General features: G+C 31.7%; 21 protein-coding genes. 8 read left to right on the top strand and 13 right to left on the bottom strand.

Annotated elements, in window-relative coordinates:
- Positions 1-136: 136 nt before the first annotated feature.
- Positions 137-1177: a LacI family DNA-binding transcriptional regulator gene (locus V8G56_RS03975; RefSeq protein WP_395437164.1), complete on the top strand. Its 1041-nt coding sequence runs from the start codon at positions 137-139 to the stop codon at positions 1175-1177.
- Between the two features lie 5 nt (positions 1178-1182).
- Here the strand turns inward: V8G56_RS03975 and V8G56_RS03970 are convergent, their stop codons facing one another.
- The 9 genes from V8G56_RS03970 to V8G56_RS03930 all read right to left on the bottom strand — a co-directional run bounded on the left by V8G56_RS03970 (position 1183) and on the right by V8G56_RS03930 (position 11337).
- On the bottom strand, positions 1183-2793 hold the full coding sequence (locus V8G56_RS03970; protein ID WP_395437163.1) for a UxaA family hydrolase: 1611 nt from the start codon (positions 2791-2793) through the stop codon (positions 1183-1185).
- A gap of 17 nt (positions 2794-2810) precedes the next feature.
- Positions 2811-4256, bottom strand: coding sequence for a tagaturonate reductase (locus V8G56_RS03965; RefSeq protein WP_395437162.1), 1446 nt, complete (start codon positions 4254-4256; stop codon positions 2811-2813).
- A 70-nt stretch (positions 4257-4326) separates the two neighbouring features.
- Positions 4327-5625, bottom strand: coding sequence for an MFS transporter (locus tag V8G56_RS03960; RefSeq protein WP_395437161.1), 1299 nt, complete (start codon positions 5623-5625; stop codon positions 4327-4329).
- 59 nt (positions 5626-5684) lie between these two features.
- A complete protein-coding gene (locus V8G56_RS03955) occupies positions 5685-6353 on the bottom strand; it encodes a bifunctional 4-hydroxy-2-oxoglutarate aldolase/2-dehydro-3-deoxy-phosphogluconate aldolase (RefSeq protein WP_395437160.1) in 669 nt (222 codons plus the stop codon).
- A gap of 20 nt (positions 6354-6373) precedes the next feature.
- Positions 6374-7414: a PfkB family carbohydrate kinase gene (locus V8G56_RS03950; protein ID WP_395437159.1), complete on the bottom strand. Its 1041-nt coding sequence runs from the start codon at positions 7412-7414 to the stop codon at positions 6374-6376.
- A 23-nt stretch (positions 7415-7437) separates the two neighbouring features.
- The gene (gene uxaC / locus V8G56_RS03945; RefSeq protein ID WP_395437158.1) at positions 7438-8838 is read right to left on the bottom strand and encodes a glucuronate isomerase; all 1401 of its coding nucleotides are present in this window, start codon (positions 8836-8838) and stop codon (positions 7438-7440) included.
- Between the two features lie 17 nt (positions 8839-8855).
- Positions 8856-9641, bottom strand: a complete 786-nt coding sequence (locus V8G56_RS03940) for a gluconate 5-dehydrogenase (protein ID WP_395437157.1) — start codon at positions 9639-9641, stop codon at positions 8856-8858.
- 5 nt (positions 9642-9646) lie between these two features.
- On the bottom strand, positions 9647-10483 hold the full coding sequence (kduI, locus tag V8G56_RS03935) for a 5-dehydro-4-deoxy-D-glucuronate isomerase (protein ID WP_395437156.1): 837 nt from the start codon (positions 10481-10483) through the stop codon (positions 9647-9649).
- A 617-nt stretch (positions 10484-11100) separates the two neighbouring features.
- Positions 11101-11337, bottom strand: a complete 237-nt coding sequence (locus V8G56_RS03930) for a hypothetical protein (RefSeq protein ID WP_395437155.1) — start codon at positions 11335-11337, stop codon at positions 11101-11103.
- A 122-nt stretch (positions 11338-11459) separates the two neighbouring features.
- Here V8G56_RS03930 and V8G56_RS03925 point away from each other — a divergent pair, with 122 nt between their 5' ends.
- The 4 genes from V8G56_RS03925 to V8G56_RS03910 all read left to right on the top strand — a co-directional run bounded on the left by V8G56_RS03925 (position 11460) and on the right by V8G56_RS03910 (position 14065).
- Entirely contained in the window at positions 11460-11882 is a 423-nt protein-coding gene (locus tag V8G56_RS03925) for a hypothetical protein (protein ID WP_395437154.1), read from the top strand.
- Positions 11883-11964: 82 nt separating this feature from the next.
- Positions 11965-12843 (top strand): hypothetical protein, encoded by an 879-nt coding sequence (locus V8G56_RS03920; protein WP_395437153.1) that lies wholly within the window; start codon positions 11965-11967, stop codon positions 12841-12843.
- Positions 12844-13674: 831 nt separating this feature from the next.
- Positions 13675-13800: a hypothetical protein gene (locus V8G56_RS03915; RefSeq protein ID WP_395437152.1), complete on the top strand. Its 126-nt coding sequence runs from the start codon at positions 13675-13677 to the stop codon at positions 13798-13800.
- The gene (locus V8G56_RS03910) at positions 13769-14065 is read left to right on the top strand and encodes a hypothetical protein (RefSeq protein ID WP_395437151.1); all 297 of its coding nucleotides are present in this window, start codon (positions 13769-13771) and stop codon (positions 14063-14065) included. Before V8G56_RS03915 ends, V8G56_RS03910 begins: the two co-directional genes overlap by 32 nt.
- 212 nt (positions 14066-14277) lie before the next feature.
- Here the strand turns inward: V8G56_RS03910 and V8G56_RS03905 are convergent, their stop codons facing one another.
- The 4 genes from V8G56_RS03905 to V8G56_RS03890 form a co-directional block, all read right to left on the bottom strand.
- Positions 14278-15672, bottom strand: a complete 1395-nt coding sequence (locus V8G56_RS03905) for a hypothetical protein (RefSeq protein ID WP_395437150.1) — start codon at positions 15670-15672, stop codon at positions 14278-14280.
- A 330-nt stretch (positions 15673-16002) separates the two neighbouring features.
- Positions 16003-16497: a YqhA family protein gene (locus V8G56_RS03900; RefSeq protein WP_395437149.1), complete on the bottom strand. Its 495-nt coding sequence runs from the start codon at positions 16495-16497 to the stop codon at positions 16003-16005.
- Positions 16498-16653: 156 nt separating this feature from the next.
- Entirely contained in the window at positions 16654-17133 is a 480-nt protein-coding gene (locus tag V8G56_RS03895; protein WP_395437148.1) for a hypothetical protein, read from the bottom strand.
- Between the two features lie 209 nt (positions 17134-17342).
- On the bottom strand, positions 17343-19385 hold the full coding sequence (locus V8G56_RS03890; protein WP_395437147.1) for a hypothetical protein: 2043 nt from the start codon (positions 19383-19385) through the stop codon (positions 17343-17345).
- A gap of 652 nt (positions 19386-20037) precedes the next feature.
- Between V8G56_RS03890 and V8G56_RS03885 the strand changes: the two genes are divergently transcribed.
- From V8G56_RS03885 to V8G56_RS03875, 3 genes are all read left to right on the top strand, one after another.
- Positions 20038-20217 carry a hypothetical protein gene (locus tag V8G56_RS03885; RefSeq protein ID WP_395437146.1) on the top strand — a complete coding sequence of 60 codons (180 nt, stop codon included), beginning with the start codon at positions 20038-20040 and terminating at the stop codon, positions 20215-20217.
- A gap of 147 nt (positions 20218-20364) precedes the next feature.
- Positions 20365-21096 (top strand): BamA/TamA family outer membrane protein, encoded by a 732-nt coding sequence (locus tag V8G56_RS03880; RefSeq protein WP_395437145.1) that lies wholly within the window; start codon positions 20365-20367, stop codon positions 21094-21096.
- A gap of 112 nt (positions 21097-21208) precedes the next feature.
- Positions 21209-23392 (top strand): DUF748 domain-containing protein, encoded by a 2184-nt coding sequence (locus tag V8G56_RS03875; RefSeq protein ID WP_395437144.1) that lies wholly within the window; start codon positions 21209-21211, stop codon positions 23390-23392.
- Positions 23393-23655: the final 263 nt, after the last annotated feature.

The raw sequence follows: 23655 nt of genomic DNA, 5'->3' as shown, positions 1-23655 counted from the left end.
TGCTTAAATTATCAAATTATTATTTTATATTTACTTGTAATCGATTACATTTAATTGTTTTTATATAATACAAATAACAAATAATTTTTTACTTAAAAAATGTATTTTTACGAAATTAAAATAAGAACAATTTCCAATGAGTCATAAAATTACTATATACGATATAGCTAAAAAATTAAATATTACTGCGGCGACTGTTTCCAGAGCATTAAATAACAATGCGAAAATTAGCGAAAAAACTAGAATCCTTGTTCAAGAGACGGCTGCCAAGATGAATTATAAGCAAAACAAACTTGCTCAAGCTCTTAAAAGTGGTAAAAGTTATAATGTGGGTGTCATAGTACCACGTATTGATAGTAATTTTTTTGCATCCATTATTCGAGGAATTGAAGAAGAATTATATTCACAAGGGTATCATGTAATTATATGTCAGACATATAATAACGAACAAATGGAAATTGAAAATATTAATACCTTATTAAATGCACAGGTAGATGGTATTTTAATGTCAATTTCAAATGTTAGCATTGAAAAAAATGCCAGTTTTAATAGATTATTGGCAAAAAACATTCCTTTATTATTTTTTGACAGGAAAAAAAATATTGAGGGTGTAAGTTCTATTACGGTTAATGATTTTGAAGCAGGCTACAAAGCTACTCAACATTTAATTGATGAAGGATGTAAAAGAATTGCTCATTTATCAAATGATAGATTATTTGAGATCTTTAAAGATCGTTTTTTAGGATACAAACAAGCCTTAATAGACAATGGAATTCAATTTGATGAAAACTTAGTGATTGAAATAAAAAGTAATATAGAAGAAGGTAGAAAAGCAACCAAAAAATTATTAAGCATGAAAAATCCTCCAGATGCTATTTTCTCTTCAAGCGACTGGAGTGCTCTTGGAGCGGTTCAAGAATTAAAATCTCAAGGAATTAAAATACCAGAAGAATGTTGTGTAGTTGGATTTAGTAATGAACCATTCACAGAGTTCATGGAACTGTCTATAACATCAATAGACCAATTTCCATTAGAAATGGGAAAACAAGCTGCGAAAGTATTTTTAGAACAAGTCAACAATGGGGCACACATAACTACCGAAAAAAAGATTGTATTAACGCCAAAACTCCATATTAGAAAATCTTCATCAAGAAGAGACGCTTTAAATAAAAAGTAATTCTTTTATAAAGAAACACCACGTCTCCAAGGTATAAAATCATTTTGATTTAATATATCTGCTTTCGTTTTTACAGCCCCACTTGCCACTTTTATAATCAATTCCAGCATTTCTTCCGCCATTGTTTCAATGGTTTTTTCTCCACGAATAATGGCTCCAGTTTCAATATCAATAATATCAGGCATTCTTAATGCCAAATCTGTATTTGAAGACACTTTTATTACAGGTACAATGGGATTACCCGTTGGAGTACCTAATCCAGTAGTAAATAAAATTATATTCACTCCAGAACCCACCATAGCTGTTGTACTTTCAACATCATTCCCTGGAGTACACAATAAATTAAATCCAGATTTAGATAAATATTCGCCATAATCTAAAACATCCACAACAGGTGATGTCCCACCTTTTTTAGCCGCTCCTGCAGACTTCATTGCATCTGTTATTAAACCATCTTTAATATTCCCAGGTGATGGATTCATATCAAAACCAGAACCTGCATCTACAACTGATTTTTCATAAGCTTTCATTAATTCTAAAAACTTATTTGCTTTTTCCTCATCCACACATCTATTAGCTAATTCTTGCTCAACACCACATAATTCCGGAAATTCAGCTAAAACAGCTGTTCCTTTTAGCGCCACTATTAAATCTGAAGTATGACCTAAAGTTGGATTGGCGGATATTCCAGAAAACCCATCTGAGCCGCCGCATTCTAATCCAATAGATAGTTTCGATAAAGGTGCTGGAGTTCTTGGAATTTTGTTTGCCTCTTTTATACCTTCATAAGATTCTTTGATTATGGTACTTAGCATCTCATCAACAGTTCCCATTTTTTGTTGTTCAAAAATTAGAACTGGTTTTTTTAAGTTTGGGTTAATCTTATTTAAAGCATCTTTAAAAATATTTATTTGAAGATTTTGACAACCTAAACTCAATACCGTAGCTCCAGCAACATTAGGATTATTGACATAGCCAGCCAATAATTTTGCTAAACTTTCTGAATCTTGTCTAATACCTCCACAACCACCGGGATGTGTAATAAATTTTACATCTATATTATCAAATACATTGACAGAGCTACTGGTAACAGCCGTAACAGCAGTGCCATTATTTACCAGTGAACGAAGTAATTCCTGATGAGGATTTACTTTTTGTTTTAAAAGTTCCTTATCAAAAATTTCCTTAAGTGTTTCTATGTTTCTGTTTTCACAGAATACCAGCGGAAAAAATAACCAAACATTTTCGGTTCCAACCTGACCATCTGCTCTGTGATAACCTAAAAATGTTCTGCTTTTCCATTTTTCAACATTTGGAGCGGTCCAACCAGTTGTTTCAGTTTTACCAAACACTTTTTCGCTTTCATGTTTTACGTTATTTAATGTAAGAACATCTCCTTTTTTGATAATGGATGCCGCTTTTCCAACTAAAACACCATACATAATAATCCTGTCTCCAACGTTAAAAGTGTCAAGCGCTATTTTATGCTTTTCTTTAACATCAGATAATACATAAATATCCTCATCATTAAAATTAATAATGTCTCCAGCTACTAAATTTACTAAAGCTACGGCAACATTATCTGACGGATGAACTTTTAACAACTTCTTGAGCATATCAATCTTTCTTTAATTTATATTTTATTACTAAAATTGGCAAATCCAATTTCAATACCATTTGATTCAATTTCTTCTAGTGCAATAGTAATAGCATTAGTTAAGCCTTTTATTTCAGTTAAATCCTGACCCCAAAACTCAGTATTTTTAAGTACAGCTTTTGATATTTCAGAAAAATCATCTAACCTCCATATTTGGTTAAAAAACTTGACAATTTCAACACTATCATTAACAGGTAAACGTTCCCCGTGCCAATTACCCTTATAAAATCTAATTAAACAGGCAAAACCAAATATTAAATGCTTGGGAAGCTTATTATGAATATTTATATACTCTAAAATACTAGGTAAAACACGTACTTTAAATTTTGAAATTGAATTTAATGCTATATCTGCTAATTTATGTTTTATAAAGGGGTTTCTGAAACGGTCTAAAACTTCATCGGCAAAACTATTTAATTCCGCTCTGTCCATTTGAAGTGTCTCAATAATTTCTTCGAAAACTGCAGCATTTATAAAACTTCCTGTAAAAGAATTATCGACAGTTTCTTTTACTGTTGTATTTCCATATAATAATGAAAATGGAACCATAGTAGTATGTGCGCCATTTAATATTCGTACTTTTCTAGTACGATAAGGTTGCATATCAGACACAATTTTAACATCTAAACCAGTTTTGTCAAAGGGTAATTTCGCCTTAAGTTTAGCATCTCCTTCAATAACCCAAAGTAAAAAGGCCTCAGCAGCAACTATTAAATTATCTGAATAATCTAACTGCACATTAAAAGCTTCGATTTCATCTTTAGGGTATCCTGGAACAATTCTATCGACTAATGTACTATGGAAGGAATTACTTTCTAAAATCCACGTTTTAAAATCATCTCCTAATTTCCAATCCGACACATACTTCAAAATAATTTCTTTTAAAGTTTCAGCATTATGATTAATAAGCTCACAAGGAATAATTGTGAGTCCTTTATTGGTATCCCCTTTAAAATGTTTAAATCTTTCATGTAAAAGCACTGTTAATTTTGCTGGAAAAGAACTTGGCGGTTGCATTTCAGGCTTATCTGAACTGACGTACGCTATACCGGCTTCTGTAGTGTTGGAAATAATAAATTCTAACGACTCTTCTTTTGCTAGACTTAAATACTTATCAAAATTACTGTATGGATCTACACCTTTTGCAATATTTGAAATTAACTCAATATCCTGAATCTCTTTACCCTTTTTAACGCCTTTCATAAACAAGGTATACAAGCCATCTTGTTCATTTAGCATTTTTACCAAACCCCTTTCAATGGGTTGCACAACTGCAATTCCAGCGTTAAAACTAGCCGCTTTATTCAATTCTTGAAATGCATAGCCTATGAAAGCTCTTAAAAAATTTCCTTCTCCAAATTGCACTATTTTTATTGGAAATGTTTCTTCTAATCCAAGATTTTTTCTATTTAATTTTTTCATTTTTATTCTCTCGCCCTTTTAAGCGATTTTATAGTTACTTAATAAATATGTAACAAGAAAATTTTATTAATTACTCAGTGATTAGTTTTAAATTTTCATCAAGTGGTGTCATTTTTGGCATTAATAAATGTACTATCCCAAGAATCACCAAGTAACACGAACCTGCCACAAGAAATGCCCAAAAGTATCCAGTATTGCCTGCTTGGTCCAAAACAGAACCCAAAGCGGCATCTGCAACGATACCTGCCACTGCTCCAATCATTCCACCAATTCCTACAACCGAAGCGGTTGCTTTTTTTGGAAAGACATCCGAAGCCAATGTAAAAATATTGGCAGACCAAGCTTGATGGCCAGCAGCACCTAAACCTATTAAGAAAACCGCCAACCATTTATTATCTGTGATGGCTACAAATGCTACTGGTAATATAATTAAAGCACAAATTAGCAATGTGATTTTTCTAGCTTTATTTATAGTCCATCCTTTTTTAATAAAAACCCCAGAAAGATAGCCTCCTAAAATGCTTCCACCATCTGCCATGATATAAATAACAAAAAATGGAAGTGCTATATTATGAATGTTTACATCAAAAGTCTCTGCTAAAAACTTGGCTCCCCAGAAAAGATAAAACCACCAAACGGCATCTGTTGTTTTTGCTACTGCAAACGCCCAAGTTTGACGTTTTTTTGCCACTGCTTTCCAAGGTAATTTTTCTTCATTTTCTGCTTCTGAGTCACTTTGAATATATGCCAATTCTTCTTTTGAAACTTTAGGATGAACTTCTGGTTTTTTATACATTTTAAACCAAAGAAATACCCAGAGTGCACTTAATACTCCTGTAATTAAAAAAGGAATTTGCCAGTTTTTACCATCTTCATGTACAATCCATCCAACAACAAAGGGTGCAGCAATTGCACCTATACTTGTAGCTGCGTTAAACAGACCCGTTGCAAATGCACGATCTTTTTTTGGAAACCACTCTGCTGTAGTTTTAATAGCTGCCGGAAAGTTTCCAGATTCACCAAAACCTAAACCAAAACGCGCTGCAGCAAAACCGATAACACTAAATCCAGGGCGAACCAATGCATGCATCATACCAAAAACACTCCATATGGCAATTGATAAGGTATATCCTTTTTTCGTTCCTAAACGATCAATAACTCCACCCATTAAAAGCATACCAAGAGCATATGCTACTTTAAAAGAAATCATTATATAAGCATAATCGCTATTAGTCCATCCAAACAGTTTTTCTAATGTTGGAGCTAATACACCAATGATACTTCTATCAAAATAGTTAATCGTTGTGGCAAACATTAAAAGCCCTAAAATCCTGTAACGATAGTTTCCTATCTTTTGAGTTTCAATCATAATTATGCTTGTTTAGTTTAATTTGTCGAATTATTAATCTATTTATTTTTTTGAACTTCTTATTTCTTTACCGTCTTGATAATAGCAAGTGCATTTTTTACATCTTGCTCAAGTTTTGAATAGTCCTTATTTTTAATAATATCATTTGATATTAATTGGGAACCCATACCCACACAAGTGACTCCGGCATCAAACCATGCTTTTAGGTTTTCTTCTGTTGGTGATACGCCTCCAGTTGGCATCACACTGGTCCATGGTTGTGGCCCTTTAATCCCTTTTACAAATTGTGGTCCATAAATATCTCCGGGAAATAACTTGACAATCTCACAACCTAACTCTTCAGCTCTGGCTATTTCTGTCAAGGTTCCACATCCTGGTGACCATAATACTTTTCTACGGTTACATACTATAGCAATGTCTTCTCTTAATACTGGCGTTACAATAAAGTTTGCTCCTAATGCCATGTAAAGTGAAGCTGCGGCCGCATCAGTTACAGAACCCACTCCCATTATCATTCCTGGCAATTCTTTTATAGCGTATTTTGTTAACTCACCAAACACTTCATGTGCAAAATCACCACGCGCCGTAAACTCCATGAGTCTTGCGCCGCCATCATAACAAGCTTTTAAAATATGCTTACTTAACTCTAAATCCCTGTTGAAAAATAAAGGAATCATGCCTGTTTCCTTCATCGCCTGGGCCACTTCTATTCTTGTAAATTGAGCCATTTCTTTTAAGTATTTCTGTTTTATCTTGCTACTCTACCTGAAGCATCACCACCCATAAGTTTTGTTACTTCATCTACTGTGACTAAGTTCGCATCTCCCTTTATAGTGTGTTTTAAACAGGATGCTGCGACTGCAAAGTCTAAGGCATTTTGGTCATTATCCGGATAGGTTAACAACCCATAAATTAATCCGCCCATGAAACTGTCACCGCCACCTACTCTATCTACAATATCTGTGATTTGATACTGACGCGTTTCCAACATTTTCTTTCCGTCATATAAAACACCTGCCCAGGTGTTGTGGGATGCTGATATTGAGCCTCTTAAAGTAGTAATAACCTTTTTTGCTCTTGGAAATTTTGCCATCATTTGTTGGCATACCGATAGAAAGGCTTCAGCCTTCACATCGTGTCCATGTGTTTGAACCGCTAAACCTTCTGGCTTGATTCCAAAGTGCATCTCTGCATCTTCTTCATTCCCTAAAATCACATCACAATAAGACGTTAATTCAGTCATAATAGCTTCTCTATCACCGCCGTATTTCCAAAGCTTTGCTCTGTAATTCAAGTCTGTTGAAATAGTAACACCCATTTTACTGGCCGTTTTTACTGCTTCCAAACAGACATCTGCTGAACTTTGTGAAATTGCCGGGGTTATGCCTGTCCAATGAAACCATTCTACGCCTTTAAAGACTTCTTCCCAATTCACCATTCCTGATTTGATTTCAGCCATGGCTGAATGGGCTCTGTCATAAACAACTTTACTACCTCTTGATACAGCTCCCGTTTCTAAAAAATAAATCCCTAAACGGTCTCCTCCCCATACTATTTTGTCTACACCTACTCCTCGCTTACGCATTTCCATCATAGCACATTCACCAATATCATTTTTTGGTAAACGGGTTACAAAATCTACTGAAATTCCATAATTGGCTAAAGACACTGCCACATTAGATTCGCCGCCTCCATATACAACATCAAAGTTGTCTGCCTGTGAAAATCTTAAAAACCCTTGTGGTGCTAACCTCAACATGATCTCACCAAATGTCACTACTCTACTCATTACTTATTTTTTTATTGTTTAGTTTAGAATTTAAAATATTCTTTTGCATTATTATAACTAATATCTGACACTAATTTACCAATCCATTCCATGTCATTTGGTAATTCACCACGCTTAATTTCATCTCCTAAAAGGTTGCATAAAACACGTCTGAAATATTCATGACGCGGAAATGATAAAAAACTACGGGAATCTGTTAACATTCCAATAAAACAACTAATGAGCCCCATATTAGAAAGCGCATTTAATTGTTTGGTCATCCCGTCTTTTTGATCAAGAAACCACCACGCTGATCCCAATTGCACTTTCCCTTTTATGCTACCATCATTAAAGTTGCCAATCATAGTAGCCATGACTTCATTATCGGCAGGGTTTAGATTATAAATAATGGTTTTTGTTAATTTATTTTTACTATCCAAAGCATTTAAAAAAGCTGATAGTTTTTGGGCTTGCGGATAATCACCAATAGAATCCCAACCTGTGTCTGGTCCTAAAATACGATGCATGCGTGCATTATTATTTCTTAAAGCCCCTAAATGGAATTGCTGTACCCATCCAAATTCATGGTAAGTTTCACACAGGAATACCAAAATAGCACTTTGAAATTTTAATGCTTCTTTACTATTAAGTTCTTTACCTTCTCTTTTCTTTGAGAAAATAGATTTCACTTCAGATTCGGTGTAATTTTCAAAATAGATTTGATCTAAGCCATGATCGCAGAGTTTACAACCATTGGTATCAAAATATACAATGCGTTTTCTTAAAGCATCACATAAATCTTCAAAAGAATTAATGGACATATCTGCAGCCAATCCTAATGAATTGATATAGTCATTATAACCATCAGCAGCTATTAGAATTGCTTTGTCAGGTCTGAAGGCTGTACTTACTTTTACCTTAAAATCGCTTTTTACAAGTGCTTGATGATGTTCTAGAGGATCTGTAGGATCTTCAGTAGTGCATACTACTTCAGCATTCACTTTTTGAAGTAATTGTCTACAACTATAATCTCTTGATGATAATTTTTCTTTTGTCTCTTCCCAGATTTTTTCGTTAGACCTTTCATTTAACAAATCATAAATATCAAAATATCTGGCTAACTCTAAATGCGTCCAATGATATAAAGGATTGCGCATGGTATAAGGAACGGTTTTAGACCAATTTAAAAATTTATCTTTATCAGAAGCATTTCCTGTAATGAATTTTTCATTCACACCCAAAGTTCGCATTGCGCGCCATTTATAATGGTCTCCGTTTATCCATACATTGGTTAAGTTTTCAAAAATTTTGTCTTCTGCTATTTGTTGAGGAGGTAAGTGATTATGATAGTCAATAATAGGCTGATTTTTTGAATAGTTATGATATAATTCTTCAGCATATTTATTTTCTAATAAAAAATTGTCGTGAATAAAGTTCGTTTTCATTTTTTTATTCTGAAATATTAATCTTCATTTGAAGGTTTCCCAATAGTTGCCAAAATTCCGCCGTCAACATAAATAACTTGTCCGTTAACAAAATCACTGGCTTTTGAAGCTAAAAAAACAGCCGCTCCTGCTAAATCTTCAGGGTTACCCCATCTGGCAGCAGGTGTTCTATTGATAATAAACTCATTAAAAGGATGCCCGTCTACACGAATAGGCTCTGTTTGACTTGTAGCAAAATACCCAGGACCAATTCCATTTACCTGAATATTATATTTGGCCCATTCTGTGGCTAAATTTTGGGTAAGCATTTTCAAACCACCTTTGGCAGCCGCATAGGCACTAACACTATTTCTTCCTAGTTCGCTCATCATGGAGCATATATTAATAATTTTTCCCTCCTTGCGATCTATCATTTGTTTAGCCACCAATTGTGACATAATAAAAGGCCCTACTAAATCAACTTCTATTACTCTCCTAAAATCTTCAACCGGCATGGTAATAGCCAATTCCCTTTTAATAATTCCAGCGTTATTTACAAGAATATGAATCTCTCCAATTTCTTTAGTAATCTTGGATATGTTTTCTTTGGCAACTTTTTCATTTGTAACATCAAACAAATACCCATAAGCTTTGAACCCTTTTCTTTTATAGTAACTCAAGGCATCATCCATTTTTGTAGGTGTTGTCCCTGTAATAATAAGTTCTGCACCAGCAACTGCAAGACCTTCTGCCATGGCCATACCCAATCCATGGGTACCACCTGTTACGAGAGCTCTTTTTCCTTTTAAACTAAATAAATCCATCTTAATTATTTCAATTCATTCGGTGGACAAATATCCATATCACTATAATCTAAATTCTCTCCGGCCATACCCCAAATAAAAGAATAATTTGAAGTTCCTGCACCCGAATGTATGGACCATTCAGGAGACAATACCGCTTGATTATTTTGCATAAAAATGTGTCTGGTATTTTGTGGCTCACCCATAAAATGGGAAATAGTTTGACCAGCTTCTAAATCAAAATAAAAATAAGCTTCCATTCTTCTGTTATGAGTGTGCGCAGGCATCGTATTCCATACGTTGCCTGGCAAAAGTTCTGTAAGACCCATTTGAAGTTGACAAGTTTCAACAATGCTATTGACAATTAGTTTATTTAAAACTCTCTTATTTGCATACTTTTCTTCACCAAGCTGAATTATTTCAGCATCTTTTTGGCTTACCTGTTTTGTTGGAAACTTTTTATGCGCCGGAGCGGAATTTATATAAAATAAAGCCTGACCGCCTTTTGCAGTTGAAAACACCACTTCTTTACATCCTTGCCCTACATAAAGGGCTTCCTTTTTATTTAATACATATTCAATCCCATCAACCGTTACTTTACCCTTACCTCCAACATTTATAATTCCCAATTCCCTTCTATCAAGAAAATTTTCGGATTTTAAATATGGAATCGTCTCTAGTTTCAAGCTTTGATCTACGGGCATAATTCCCCCAACAATAAATCTATCATACATAGAATAAGTCAATTGAATACTATCCTTAACAAAAAGATCATGTACCAAAAATTCGTTTCTTAAATCAATGGTATCATACCTTTTTAAATCTTTAGGGCTTATTGCATATCTGAAGCTGTAATTTGTCATAATAAAATAATTAAATGTAATCGATTACACAAATATAACATAAAAAACTATTATACCAATAATAGAATAAAAAAGATTCGGTTTAATTAATATATTTAAATTTTCGAAAACGTAGTTCATCGCCATTGAGCTCCCCATTAGAACCTTAAACCCTTTAAAGAAATTTAGAGGGTTTTTTTATTCAAAATATTTAAATCATCATAAAAATAGTTCGATATCACTCCTTTTGGCTCCACACTAGAACCTTAAACCCTTTAAAGAAATTTAGAGGGTTTTTTTATTCAAAATATTTAAATCGTCATAAAAATAGTTCGATATCACTCCTTTTGGCTCCACCAGAGAGGACAACTTCAATTTATTTGAAAATTGTCCTCTTTTTTTATTATCTAAACTCTTGTCTATCTGCAAGATAAACCTCAAAACATCGTTAATTCTTTCAAGTAACTCATGATACGTAACTTTTGTTTTATTAAGACAAAATTATTTCTTAAATAGTAATTAACATGCGACACTTAATGTCATATCTTCCAATAAAACTTTACAGAATACTTATCAAGACTGTTACCGCTTTTAGACCTCTTGACTTATATTTGAGTGTTTGTCCTTATGCGAGTAAATTATTCCTTCAAAATTTCGATCAGAATTTCTTTCTCTTTTGCCGACAAGTTTTTACCTTTTATAAGCTTCAAAAGGTTTGTAATATCATCTAATGAGTTTTCAGGTATCAGTTCATTTTTTTGATCAACTTCTAAAAATAAATTTTTAAGTTTATTTATAGTTTTAACTTTCCTTTTACTTTTAATAATAGTAAATTGTAAAGCACATTCAAGTTCTTTTAGTTTATATAAAATCATTTAAAGAATTGATAATTTGTTTTGCAAAATTAAATCTATGTGAAACATATAACTATGACATTCTGTGTCGTATTCAAAATCTTTTTTTGTTGATATCTTTGTGGAAACCTAAAACAAATAATATGAAAAATTTCAAGTATTTACTAATTATGATTGTTGCTCTTGCCTTATCTGCATCATCATGTAGCAACGACGATGATAACAACCACGACTATCACTTAGAATATGTAGGTGTAATAAATGCAGACCTTCCAGATGAATTTATTTACGGACAGACTTATCGAATTAATGTCACCATAGAATTACCAAATAGTTGTTATTATCATTATGGTCAATTTGATTATTTCTATGAAGGAACCTCAAGACTTGTTTATCCTATTGCCCATGTAGATGATGGTGTTGCTTGTGCAGAGATCATTACTGAAACTACATTTTCAATACCAGTACAAGTCCTACAGTCTGAACCTTATATTTTTAAATTTTACCAAGGTGAAGATGAGAATGGGCAAGATATTTACTTAACTATTGAGGTCCCTGTTATTTAAAATATATGATTTGAGTCTTTCTAAAATCACCATCTGAGTCATTTTCAATTTTTATTATATTTACATTGATTAAAATTGACTAATGAAACGATATTATTCCTTTGGTGAACTACTAATTGATTATAGAAAATTCTATAAATTATCCCAATTAGATTTAGCAAATAATATCAAGGTAGATTTAAGGACTGTGCAACGTTGGGAGAAAGATTTAACATTAATTAGTTCAGATAAAGAAGAAGATTTTGTTCTTGAAACTTTAATACCTTATCAATTAATACGTAATTTGAATGCTAAAGTACCAATTCCAACTTTTTATGATTTTAAAATTAGAAAATATTCTTTAGATGAGATAACAAATAATTTACCAAAAGCAAAATGGTTTAAAGAGCACATAAATTTAATATCAAAACAATTAAGACCCATTGATTTTGATTATGATAATAAATATTTGCGAAAATTTATTAAAAAAGCTGAAAAAGACAGTCATATCTTGAATGAAGGTCTCTTAAAACAAGCAACTGTTCTATTGCCGGAATTAAATAATATTTTAACCAGTGAATCTGGGTTTTATTCCGGCCATTCAATAATTCTACCATTAAAAGAAAGTACATATCAAAAATTAAGGAATAGAACAATACACAACAAAGACTTAAATGAAAGTGACTTAGTTGATTTCAGAAAGTTTGACAAACCTATTTTTTATAGTTATGATATTTCAGCTGATTGCAATTATACTTATTATTACATAGCTACTGCATTTTTACGATTTTTTAAAGAACATCATAAAACAGATTATTTGTTTTGCACCTATAGTGATAGAGATGATGGTTATGAACTAAACCAACAAGCTGGATTAAATATTGTTTGGGAAGATAAAGAATTACAAAAAGTCCTTAGCACAAAATACCCTCCGAGGTTTATGGAGGGAAATTATCGTCAATTTTTAGCAGATCTAAATTAATTACTTTTCACTGTCTATTATTTCTGGTCTAACATTTTTCGAAATATTATTAGTCAATAATTCATTTAAAATTGATTGGATTTATTTTAATAATAATAAATCATAAAAATTGTTCGATATCACTCCTTTTGGCTCCACAAATAGCCCTTGTAAAACAAATGAATACAAGGGTTATTATTTTTTTAGTTGACAATACAGTTAACATTTTTTTTTGATTTTTATAATGATATCCTAAAACTCTATTTCGATACATAAAGTAATTTCGTAGCATTAATAAGGGTTTGACTTAAAAAGACACAAATATGAGACAAATAATATCAAATTATTTCATAATAAATAAAACTAAATAAGTCATCAAGAAAATTTCTTTAAATTAAAAAAATTAGATTTATCTAAAAAAACTTAAAACTTAAAAAAAACTAAATAACAAACACTGTGTAAATAAAAAAACAACTGACCCCAAAAGGAATGATATCGAACTTTTTAGAAGATGTTGAGGAGGTTATTAATTTACCATACCAAAAGATCATCCAGTTCTCTTGTACCTGTTAAAAAGTGATAAAAATTATCTTTTAAATTATGGCTTAGACAGCTAAAGAATATGTTAAAGCTATTGGCAAAAGTTTTGATAAAAAATAATTGACCCAAATTTTAAAAATTAAAAATTTTACATACTATTATAATTCAACACGTTATTATGACTCATAAAACGGGCCTTACTGCCAATATTTTTTAATCCTATTTCAATCTTGTTCAACAGTAAAAATGGCCAATGCCTAGAAAGCAGACAAACCAAATGTTGAAGATTTTAAAAAGAGAAATATTATCGTTTTGGCAAGAACAAATAACGATCAGTCCAGAATTGCTTTTGAAATGGAAATTGCAAATCAATTGCAGGCCAAAGCTATAAAAGGTACAGAAAGTTATGCCAGAGCTCCAAAAAAATTACCCAAATAAATATATGAGTGAAGGGCGTGTTGCTTTTATAAAAAGCCTCTTAGAGAGCAAAGGTTATGACGGGATTATAATTACTGTTGTAAAGGATAAACAACAAACAACTAAGGGTTACAATAGCCTTTATATGGGTGCCGCTTATTCCAATTTCTATCCCGGTTATAGCAGTAGTTTCTGTAACTATTATTCCTATCCTTATGCTTATGGCTCATATTATGATTCTTTTGGAGGTCAAATTGCAGGGACAACTTATTATAAAAGAACGTAATATTAAGTACGTTTTAGAAACTGTTGCCTATGATCTTAATGAATCTAGTGAACAACAATTAATTGCCGTCGTTAATACTAACCTAGGCGATCCTAAAGATGCTTTTAAAACTTCAAAAAATATGTGGATGAAATGATGAAATCACTGGAATACTAATTATATTATAGCTTATTTAAAAAGGCCATTTATTTCTATTTAAGCAAATTGCCTTTTTATTCTTTCCCATTGTTTGAATCTAATTTTTCTAAAAAAGGAATCTCAAATCCCACCACAAATTGCCATCTGTTATAATCAAGCTTCGTGTTGGCATAATTACCATTTTCAGTTTCACTTTTTACTAAGCTAAGTGGAGTTAAGAATTCATTGGAACTACTTATATAATTGGCCCCAATAATGACACTAGCCCATCGCAATTTCAGGTCAATCCCAACACTATATTGGATAAAATCTTCCCCAATATTAACATCTCTATTACCGTTACTTGATAAATCAAAAATATTGGTATTTTTTATAAAGGCATTATAATCTGTAGTAAAACTACCATAAACATTAAATCTATCATGTATATATAATTCTAAACCTGCACCAAAATTTAATACACTTTTTCTACTTTCTTCGAATAAAACTGGGGTAGTATTTTCTTCTCCTGTATCAATATTAGGAATACTTATTCTATCATAATATTTAAGACCAGTAACATAATCTAGGTTAACGTGTAATTTACTCCTGCCAATTGAAATACCAGAACCAACAGAAATACCCAGTGGCTCTTTTCTTTGAGCATTTAAATTTTTTAAATCATAATTATAAAATTGATCAAAATCTGCTCCTGCGATTACTTCGTTATATAAAAAGCTTCCTTTATTATAAACCTCAAGGTAAGGAATATTAATATTAAGGCCCACATCAAATTTTGAGAAATGATAATTCCCTCCCATTTTTATAATTAACCCATAAGATTCTTGGTTAAATCCAATAGATTTTCGATAAAATGCCACATTATTTGAAGTTGACACAATAGTATGATCTAAATTACTACCTCCGCTATATTTATATACGGACCCAAATAATGACACTCCTAAACTGAAATTAGGTTTTACTTTCTTCGCCCATGTTAATCCAACCCAATCATCTTTAACTATTGTTTTGAGCAAAACATTTACTCTATAAGACTCAGTCTCCGGATATATTTCTAAAATGGCCTCACTAATAACATCACTGCCATATCCTAAAACGTTATCAGTTCTAGATTTGGATATAAATGAATATGCAAAGCGGTTATTGAAAAGATTAAAAGTTCCACCTGCCATAGATGGTACACCATCAAAATTAGTTGACCTTATTTTAGACTCTTCTCCCAATAAATTTGAAAGTTTCAACGAACTAAGTTGGTAAGCTTTAGCATTAAAAGCAAATCCGGTATGCTCAATCTCGGTTAATCTGGAAGGATTATAATACGCCAATCCTAAATCTGTTACACTTCCGGTGACATTACCAGACAACAAAATAGATCTGTTTCCAAAATTATTGAATTTATAATTTCCTTGTTGTGCATAACTTAAAAACCATATAAAAGAAAGTAAAAAAATTAATAATCTCTTAGGCATTATTGTTGAAACTTTAATTAAAGTTAAAGAAAATTAAAACATAAAAACAAAGTTTTTAAAATCCATCTTCATCATAAAATTTAATTCTTGTTTTTTAGGATTTCCCTTATAAATTCACAATCTTAAATTGAAATGGTTGTATTTATTATTAGTTTATGTTCTGTTGAATATAGCAGTAAAGTCATAATCCAGCCAAAATTGAAATTCAACTATATGCCATGTTTAACAATACTATCTCGAAAGTATCTGTTTTTAGAAAAATAGTCTTGCAATTATAACCAACCCTAATTGTTACATAATCAAATCACTACGCATTAAATAATAATCACATTAATGATTTTTTCCTTTTATAAATTTTAATGCTAAAGACAATAATAAAATACTTATGGGTAAAATAAGCTGTTCGTATTGCAAGTTATGAGAATCTACAAAAAAGTTAAGTGCACACCAAACCGTAAGTGTTAACAATATAGTTTCCCAAAGCAAAATTTTTAAGTGCATAAAACCATTTATCTTAGAAAAAATAGCACTGTCTTTAAAAGTGTTTTCGTTGCCCTCAAATAGCTTAAAAATACCGCCACCAAGCACCAAAATAACTAAAGAAAACAAATACGTATCTACTGCTTCAATCAAATAAATGCCGGCCAGCCCTTGATGTAAACCAAGTAAAATTAATATACTTTTAACTAAACGAATGGTCCCCATAACTACGGCTATAATGCCGCAAAAAAGTGTAAGTATAGAAATAACTATAGCAAAAGATTTCAACTGAAAAATTCTTTCAAGCTTAGATGGTTTTAGGTTTTTTAAATCCGTTTCTGACATAATTTTAGTTTAAATTTAAATATCACATTAATAGCAGCAAATATTTGTTATTAATGGATTTACTCCAGAATCGTTTAAAGAAATTAACTATTCATATATTTTTAATGTGTAAAGGCTCATAAGTTACTCTTCTTAATTCAAATTATAGAATTATTATTACAGCCTTCTACTGATACCAAAAGTTAAGGACCAAGCACTGTATTCCTTCTTAAAGTCATAATTAAAAGCAGGAAAAAAACCCCATCCATTTCCTATTTCAAAAGTGTATTCAGTGCTAGCTCTAAGGATAAATAAATTTTTATTTTTTTCAAATTCAACGCCGGGTCCAAAAAAAATTCCCCAATGGGGTGCTAATTCATAACCTACTAAAATCCAGGTAATTACAGGTCTTTCTCGCTCTAACTCTTCTTTATTATAATCAACTGTATAATTTGCGAATTCCAGATCTATCACAGCTCCAATTGCCCATCTCTCCTTGAATTGATAAATATAATCAAAACCAATGGTGGGAGCATAAACTGATTCTCTTGAATGTCCATCTATAAAAGCCGCTGGAATATGGGTATACCCAAAAACTAAAGCTAAATGATGTTTATTAACTTCCTCTTTATTTGCCTCCTGGGCGTAACTAGCCACGGTTAAACATAATGTTAAACCAAATAAAATAATATTTTAATCATGAATTTAAAAAAACAGGTTAGTATTTTAGCTCACTTCTGAAACCTATATAAAAATAAAATATTTTGTAGACATCTACTTCTTAAAAATTGAAAATTATCTAAATAAAACCAAAAAGGTTGAATAAATTTTATTCAATCTTTTTTTTTTATTTTAATTTCTAACTTTTACCTTCTTCGAACACCTGAAGAAGGTCTGGCAGCTGGTCTACTTGCAGGTCTGGGTGCAGGCCGATAGCTTGGTGTGCTTGGTCTGGTTGAAGGCCTTGTATTAGGGGTGTAATTAGGTCTGTTACTCGGCATTGTACTTGGTCTATCAAAACCTGGTGAAGGGCGCGTAGTAGGTCTATTAGTTGTAGGTCTGGTTGCGGGCGTTGTTGAAGGCCTTGTGGCAGGTCTGGTTGCGGGCATTGTTGAAGGCCTCGTTGTAGGTCTGTTGGCTGTAGGTCTTGTAGAGGGTCTGTTTACTGGTCTATTTGGCCTTGTGACTGGTCTGCTGTAATTACTTACGCCTCTTCTTCCAGTATAAATGGGACGGGAAGGTCTTGCATAATATCCAGGGCGATAATATGGAGGTCTGTAATAAGGAGGTCCCCAATAATGATGACCATGACCCCAATAAGAATGTCCATACCAAAAATAAGGTGAGCCAAATCTAAACCCAAAACTCCAGCCATAATATGGATTATAACGAACTGAAAAACCGTATGAATAATGGTGATGGTAATAGAATCCTCGATACCATGGGTTATAATAAAATCCTGTTCCATACACTACCGTTGGCCCATAAACATAAGATCCGTAATACCCTGGGGTATAACCTACATAAACTACTGTAGGGGAGGTTTCATAGATATATACATATTTGGTATTGTATTGTGGATTATTTGCAGGAATTTTTTCAATATCCTCAGGGCGATCTTCTGAAACTGCCCATGGGCCATTTGGTGTGCTAGATTTAAACCAAATAGCATTATCACACAAATAATAGGTGTTTTTATCTTTAAACACAGAACTCTCTGTATTTACTGCATATTGTAACTTTAAGTCTTCTATATTATTAAATTCTGGATTTCCATTATAAACGACCGTTGTTGCCTTGGTATCTTTTTTAACTGCAGCAGTTTGCGGAATTTGAGCATCATAAACAGCGTCCTTAGCTTCCTTGGTTCCTGGAACATTACTCAACACATTGGCCTTTTTACTGTCACTTGAAATCTTTTTAAAATCTTCCGGCAACTTTTCTGAAGCTAAATAATTCCATGCCCCTTTAATGTCTTTAGTAGTAAACCATCGTCCTGAAAGCAAAACATAATACGTTTGCGAAGTAATATTCATAAAAATATTACTTTCAGTGTTCTCGACGAATAGTAAATTCGTATTCTGTATTGGGCTGTAGGTTGGTTCACCCTCAAAAACAATGAGTTCTGAAGGTTCTTTCACTATAAGAATTTTTGGAGCTGGACCAGAATATTCATCAGCCGATTCTGAGTCATCTTTCTCCTCTGGCTCTGCTTTTTTAGAAATACCTTCTATTTTTGAGGGCACCTTTTTTACAGTAGAATAGGGTCCTAATACAGCTTTTGACTGATACCAAAAATCACCTCCTTTTAAATAATAATTATTCGTTTTGGCCTCTTTTAAAATAAAAGCCCCTGTATTTTCAACAAGTTCATAACCCTTTTCTACTTCTTTTAATTTAGGTTCTCCATCGATCAGAATCAGCGCTGTTGGCTCTTTAGCAAATAAGATTTTTGGAGCTGCATTATTTAGTTCTGAAGTTGTGACACTTACTTCTTCAAGACTCTCTAATAAGTCTTCCAAAGAAAATTCAATGTCCCATTTAGGCACTTCTGAATTAATTAACTTTTGAAATTTTGCCTTTTGTCCCTCATTTATTTCGTTAGGCAGCCTTATTTCATCAACGTTAACTGAGACTAAAGAGGCACGTCTACTGGTTCTATCAACATCTAGTAAAGAAGTTGTCCAAAGCATGCCAAATACTGGCTCTTGTCCTTCTTTCTTCACCCCGAACGCTAAACTAGAGGTTAATTTATTATCTACATAGGCAGTGTTTTCAGGCTGGTACAAAGAAATAGTATACTCCCCTGAAACAATATCCTTTGGCCAATCTTGGGCATTTTCATTTTGTGCCAACAAGCCTTTTGGCACAAGTACCATAAAGCATAAAAGCATAATTATTTTTTTCATAGTTATTTTTTAATTATTTAACGTTTAGCTCAAAAATAATACCAATTCATAAAGTCAAAGGTAATTAACAAGTTCGTAATAAAGAAAAGAGGTTTATCTTTAACCTCTTTTCTTTTATAAATTTATAATTATAAATTTATTATTTCTTGAATTCAAATTTATTAAATAAAATAGCCTTTCAATTTTTAATAGTGTCTAGCTTATAAAATGGTTATCCTTTATTTATTTGTGCGAATCAAACAAAACAATTCATTATTATTGCCAAAACTAATGTTTTTGATATCTTTGATTTGTTAAGCTAATTATTATTTATCGCAAAATTATAAAACTTAATAGTCATATAATTCTATCTTATATTTTTACAATTTAATACCAATTATTGAGTTTTGATTCTAAAGATTTTTATACTGGAATAAATTATAAATAAACATGAATAATGAAAACTCTTGCATATTTTCTTTTATCCTGAATTCACCTACTTTGCTTTTATTATTGTTATTATTTTCTATGAATGTTTTTTCTCAATCACCTAAAGATTCTATTCAAAGGTGTGAAGTAAAATCATTTCCAGATCTTTTTAAAAATAAAGATTCCTCACACAAAATAAAATCTCAACGAAAAAAAGATAATTTTTTTTTTAGTGCTCCCTGTTATGGGATCCTCTCCTGCTACTGGTTTTTTATATGGTGGTGTGGCACAATATACCTTTAAAGGCAAAAAGGATATTGATAGATACTCATCCTTTAATGTTGGAGCAACGTATACAACAAATAAACAAGTACTTGTAAATATTAAAAATAATTTACTGCTAAATGACAATAAAATATGCTAAAGTGGTGATTGGAGATACTATATTTTTTCACAAAACAATTACGGATTAGGTACAGACATTATTCCTTCATCTAAAGAGGATAAGGATTTTGTTATAGAATCTTTGGCAGAACCCATGAACTATAATTATTTTAAATTTCATCAGACTGTGTCATTTGAAGTTGCACTTGATTTTTATATTGGTGCATGTATTCATTTAGATGGTTATACCGATATTTTTGACAAGCAACTGGATGTGACTAACAACCTACTAACAGCCCATTACAACAATAATAATAATTATGGATTTAATAATTATGAATACTATGTCAATGGTTTAAGTCTTAATCTTGTTTTTGATTCAAGAGACAATCAGGTGAATGCTAATAACGGCTGGTATGGCAATGTAAATTATAGGGTTAATACCGATTTTGGTAGAAATCAAGCCTCTAGCTCTGTTCTATTTACAGAATTTAAATATTATATTCCTTTAAGTCAAAAAAATCTTCAACACGTTCTGGCTTTTTGGACTTATGGACAGTTTTTAACTCATTGTAGATTACCTTATCTTAATTTACCTTCTATTGGTTGGGATAAAACCAACCGGGGTGGCCGTGGGTATACCCAGGGATTATTTAGTGGACACGATTTGGTTTATAGGGAAACTGAATACCCTTTTCCTATTACGTGTAACCAGCTCATTAGTGGTACAGTATTCGCTAATTTTACAACTGCTAGCGATAAAGAAAGAACTGTCAAACTTTTTAATGCGATGCAACCAGCCTTTAGTGTGGGGTTGCGAATATTAATTGATAAATCTACAAAAACCAATCTTATCGTAAATCAGGCTTGGGTTAAACAATCCAAAGCATTTTACCTGAACGCTGGTGAAACTTTTTAAATATTATATCTATAATTTTTAAATTAAAATAGCTAAGTTTATTTTACAAACTACTGGAATGATTTTCAACAAGTTTACTTCATTAATTTAGGACTTAAATTATTATTTATACATGGCCATTAGAATAAAGATATTAAAAAGAGGACACTTAATTTTTTTAGGATGTGTCTTTTTACTATTATTTTTTTTACCTCTAATTATAAAAAATTATGTGGTTAAAATCAGTAAGGAATTTGTTGGAAGACAAATTGAAATAGGCACCTTAAAATATAATTATTTTACAAGTACCGCTAGAGTTTATGATTTTAAAATGTTTGAACAAAATGAAAAAGATGTTTTCACATCGTTCGATACTTTAATAATTGATTTAGAGCCCATTAGACTCTTTTATAACGAAAAAGACATTGAACAATTTTACTTAAAAGGGCTTGTGGTAAAAATGGTTATGAAGGATTCAGTTTTTAATTTTCACGATTTAATAACCTTTCATACCTCTTCAGAAGACACCACAGCAAATAATAGTGTAACGGCAGAGCCTGTTAAGTATAACTTATCAAATATAGAAATAAAAGATGCTAATTTCTTTTTCGATAATCAGACGGTTGGGAAAGAAACTCATATTGAAGATTTTTCATTTATAATTCCATATGTTAGCTGGGATCAAAAAGAAAAGAGCAATGCTGATGTTAAATTTAATTTTAGAAACGGCGGTTATTTAGAGTCTGATTTAAATATAAATCCTGTTGATGGTGAATTTGATGCCATGATCACAGTAAAGGATTTATTTTTAGAACCTTTCTACGAGTATGTTTTAGAATATTCAGAAGTTAACAGTTTTGATGGCCTACTGAATTGTCAAATTCTTATTAAAGGGAACACGAATGATCCTGTAAAATCTATTGTGACTGGACATGTAGATGTCCATGACTTTGTAATGACCAATGCTAATAACAAAAAGTTTTTGGGAGCAACTCGAGTGGATTGTATTCTGAAAGATATTGATTATCATAATAGCCATTACGTTATTGATTCTCTAAAATTATATGAACCATATGCTTATTTTGAGATGGATTCAGTGACTAATAATATGTTTAGAATTTTTAAATTGTATCCAGAACCTGAAGAAACAGCCATTGATTCTACCTCTAGTATGTATTATGCTATTCACAATTTAAGTGTGAATAAAGGTGTTTTAGACTATAGTGATAATTTAACCGGTAAACGATTTGATTATCATTTAAGTGACGTCACAGCAGAATCTAAAGATATTTTTAGTGATGCTGAATGGGTAAATATTTATTCTGAAATGTTGCTTAATAATCGCGGAACCTTGAACGCCAAATTGGGCTTTATCCCATCTGACTATACGAACTTAAATTTAGATTTAACTATAGAGAATTTTTTACTTTCTGATATCAATGTTTACTCCAGTTACTATACAGGGCATAATATTTTAAAAGGGGATTTCTACTATTATTCACAATCAAAAATTACCAATGGAAACATAAAAAGTGAGAATAAATTATTAGTTAAAAATGTATCAGTATCTAACAATAAAAGCGGGCTTTATAGTTTACCATTAAAATTTGCATTGTTTTTATTAAAAGACAAAAATGGTGATGTTAATTTGGAAATCCCTGTAAGAGGCGATTTAAACGACCCCCAAGTAAGTGTTGGTAAAATAGTTTGGAATACTTTTAAAAACCTTATTATTAAAACCGTTGCAAGTCCTATTAACTTTTTAGCAGGTTTGGTGGATGGTGATCCTAAAGAGTTTGAAGAGCTGAAATTCACTTATACCGATACAATCCCTTCTGAAAGGCAATTTAGGAAATTGGATAAATTATTGGAAATGGAATCTAAAAAAGAAGGTCTAAAAATAGAATTAAACCATTTTGTTGACCCTGATTTACAACGAGAGGCTATTGCTTATTCAGAATTAGGAAAACAGTATTTTAGAGATACGGAAAAAGATTATTTGACAGAGGATACAGATTTTGAAATGTATTTGAGAACCCTAATGGGAAATGACTCTATAAGTATAAAAGAGGCTGTGCATCAATTAATGAAACCACAAACTGCTGATTCACTAGCAAACCTATTTAACAAAGCTTTAATTAAAAACACTCAGGAATATCTTTTCAGAATGAAGGACTCCACGAATATCACGGTCATAACGTCAGAATTAAAAGAACATGAAAACATAGGTTCTATATCGCGATTTAAAATTAAGTATGATATGTTGGAAGCGTCTGATGAAAAAAAATCTAATAGCGACTCAAAAGAATTGAATTAATAATACTGATAAAAATAAAGTTATTTACCCAATAGATAACTTTAAATAGAGCAATAAAAATGTGATAGAGTAAAATAAACCTTTTAGCTCAGTACAATCTTAAAGCTAATGAGGCACATATTTGATACACGTAAAATCAAATTCTTTCATGATATATCAAACTAAAAAAGTCAAAATGAAAACTTTATAGAATAAAATGATCAATATACTAATGGGCAGTAAAAATAAAATACTACCCGCAAGAGTTGTTCTATTAAATAAAA

This window comes from Gaetbulibacter aquiaggeris (assembly GCF_044003965.1).
In the GTDB taxonomy this organism is placed as follows: Bacteria; Bacteroidota; Bacteroidia; order Flavobacteriales; family Flavobacteriaceae; genus Yeosuana; species Yeosuana aquiaggeris.
This window is presented reverse-complemented; position numbering and strand designations above follow the sequence as displayed.

Excerpts from the sequence above, each read along its gene's own strand:
- V8G56_RS03975 (WP_395437164.1), top strand. The coding sequence starts at position 137 with ATGAGTCATAAAATTACTATATACGATATAGCTAAAAAATTAAATATT.
- V8G56_RS03970 (WP_395437163.1), bottom strand. The coding sequence starts at position 2,793 with ATGCTCAAGAAGTTGTTAAAAGTTCATCCGTCAGATAATGTTGCCGTA.
- V8G56_RS03965 (WP_395437162.1), bottom strand. The coding sequence starts at position 4,256 with ATGAAAAAATTAAATAGAAAAAATCTTGGATTAGAAGAAACATTTCCA.
- V8G56_RS03960 (WP_395437161.1), bottom strand. The coding sequence starts at position 5,625 with ATGATTGAAACTCAAAAGATAGGAAACTATCGTTACAGGATTTTAGGG.
- V8G56_RS03955 (WP_395437160.1), bottom strand. The coding sequence starts at position 6,353 with ATGGCTCAATTTACAAGAATAGAAGTGGCCCAGGCGATGAAGGAAACA.
- V8G56_RS03950 (WP_395437159.1), bottom strand. The coding sequence starts at position 7,414 with ATGAGTAGAGTAGTGACATTTGGTGAGATCATGTTGAGGTTAGCACCA.
- uxaC (WP_395437158.1), bottom strand. The coding sequence starts at position 8,838 with ATGAAAACGAACTTTATTCACGACAATTTTTTATTAGAAAATAAATAT.
- V8G56_RS03940 (WP_395437157.1), bottom strand. The coding sequence starts at position 9,641 with ATGGATTTATTTAGTTTAAAAGGAAAAAGAGCTCTCGTAACAGGTGGT.
- kduI (WP_395437156.1), bottom strand. The coding sequence starts at position 10,483 with ATGACAAATTACAGCTTCAGATATGCAATAAGCCCTAAAGATTTAAAA.
- V8G56_RS03930 (WP_395437155.1), bottom strand. The coding sequence starts at position 11,337 with ATGATTTTATATAAACTAAAAGAACTTGAATGTGCTTTACAATTTACT.
- V8G56_RS03925 (WP_395437154.1), top strand. The coding sequence starts at position 11,460 with ATGAAAAATTTCAAGTATTTACTAATTATGATTGTTGCTCTTGCCTTA.
- V8G56_RS03920 (WP_395437153.1), top strand. The coding sequence starts at position 11,965 with ATGAAACGATATTATTCCTTTGGTGAACTACTAATTGATTATAGAAAA.
- V8G56_RS03910 (WP_395437151.1), top strand. The coding sequence starts at position 13,769 with ATGCCAGAGCTCCAAAAAAATTACCCAAATAAATATATGAGTGAAGGG.
- V8G56_RS03905 (WP_395437150.1), bottom strand. The coding sequence starts at position 15,672 with ATGCCTAAGAGATTATTAATTTTTTTACTTTCTTTTATATGGTTTTTA.
- V8G56_RS03900 (WP_395437149.1), bottom strand. The coding sequence starts at position 16,497 with ATGTCAGAAACGGATTTAAAAAACCTAAAACCATCTAAGCTTGAAAGA.
- V8G56_RS03890 (WP_395437147.1), bottom strand. The coding sequence starts at position 19,385 with ATGAAAAAAATAATTATGCTTTTATGCTTTATGGTACTTGTGCCAAAA.
- V8G56_RS03885 (WP_395437146.1), top strand. The coding sequence starts at position 20,038 with ATGGGATCCTCTCCTGCTACTGGTTTTTTATATGGTGGTGTGGCACAA.
- V8G56_RS03875 (WP_395437144.1), top strand. The coding sequence starts at position 21,209 with ATGGCCATTAGAATAAAGATATTAAAAAGAGGACACTTAATTTTTTTA.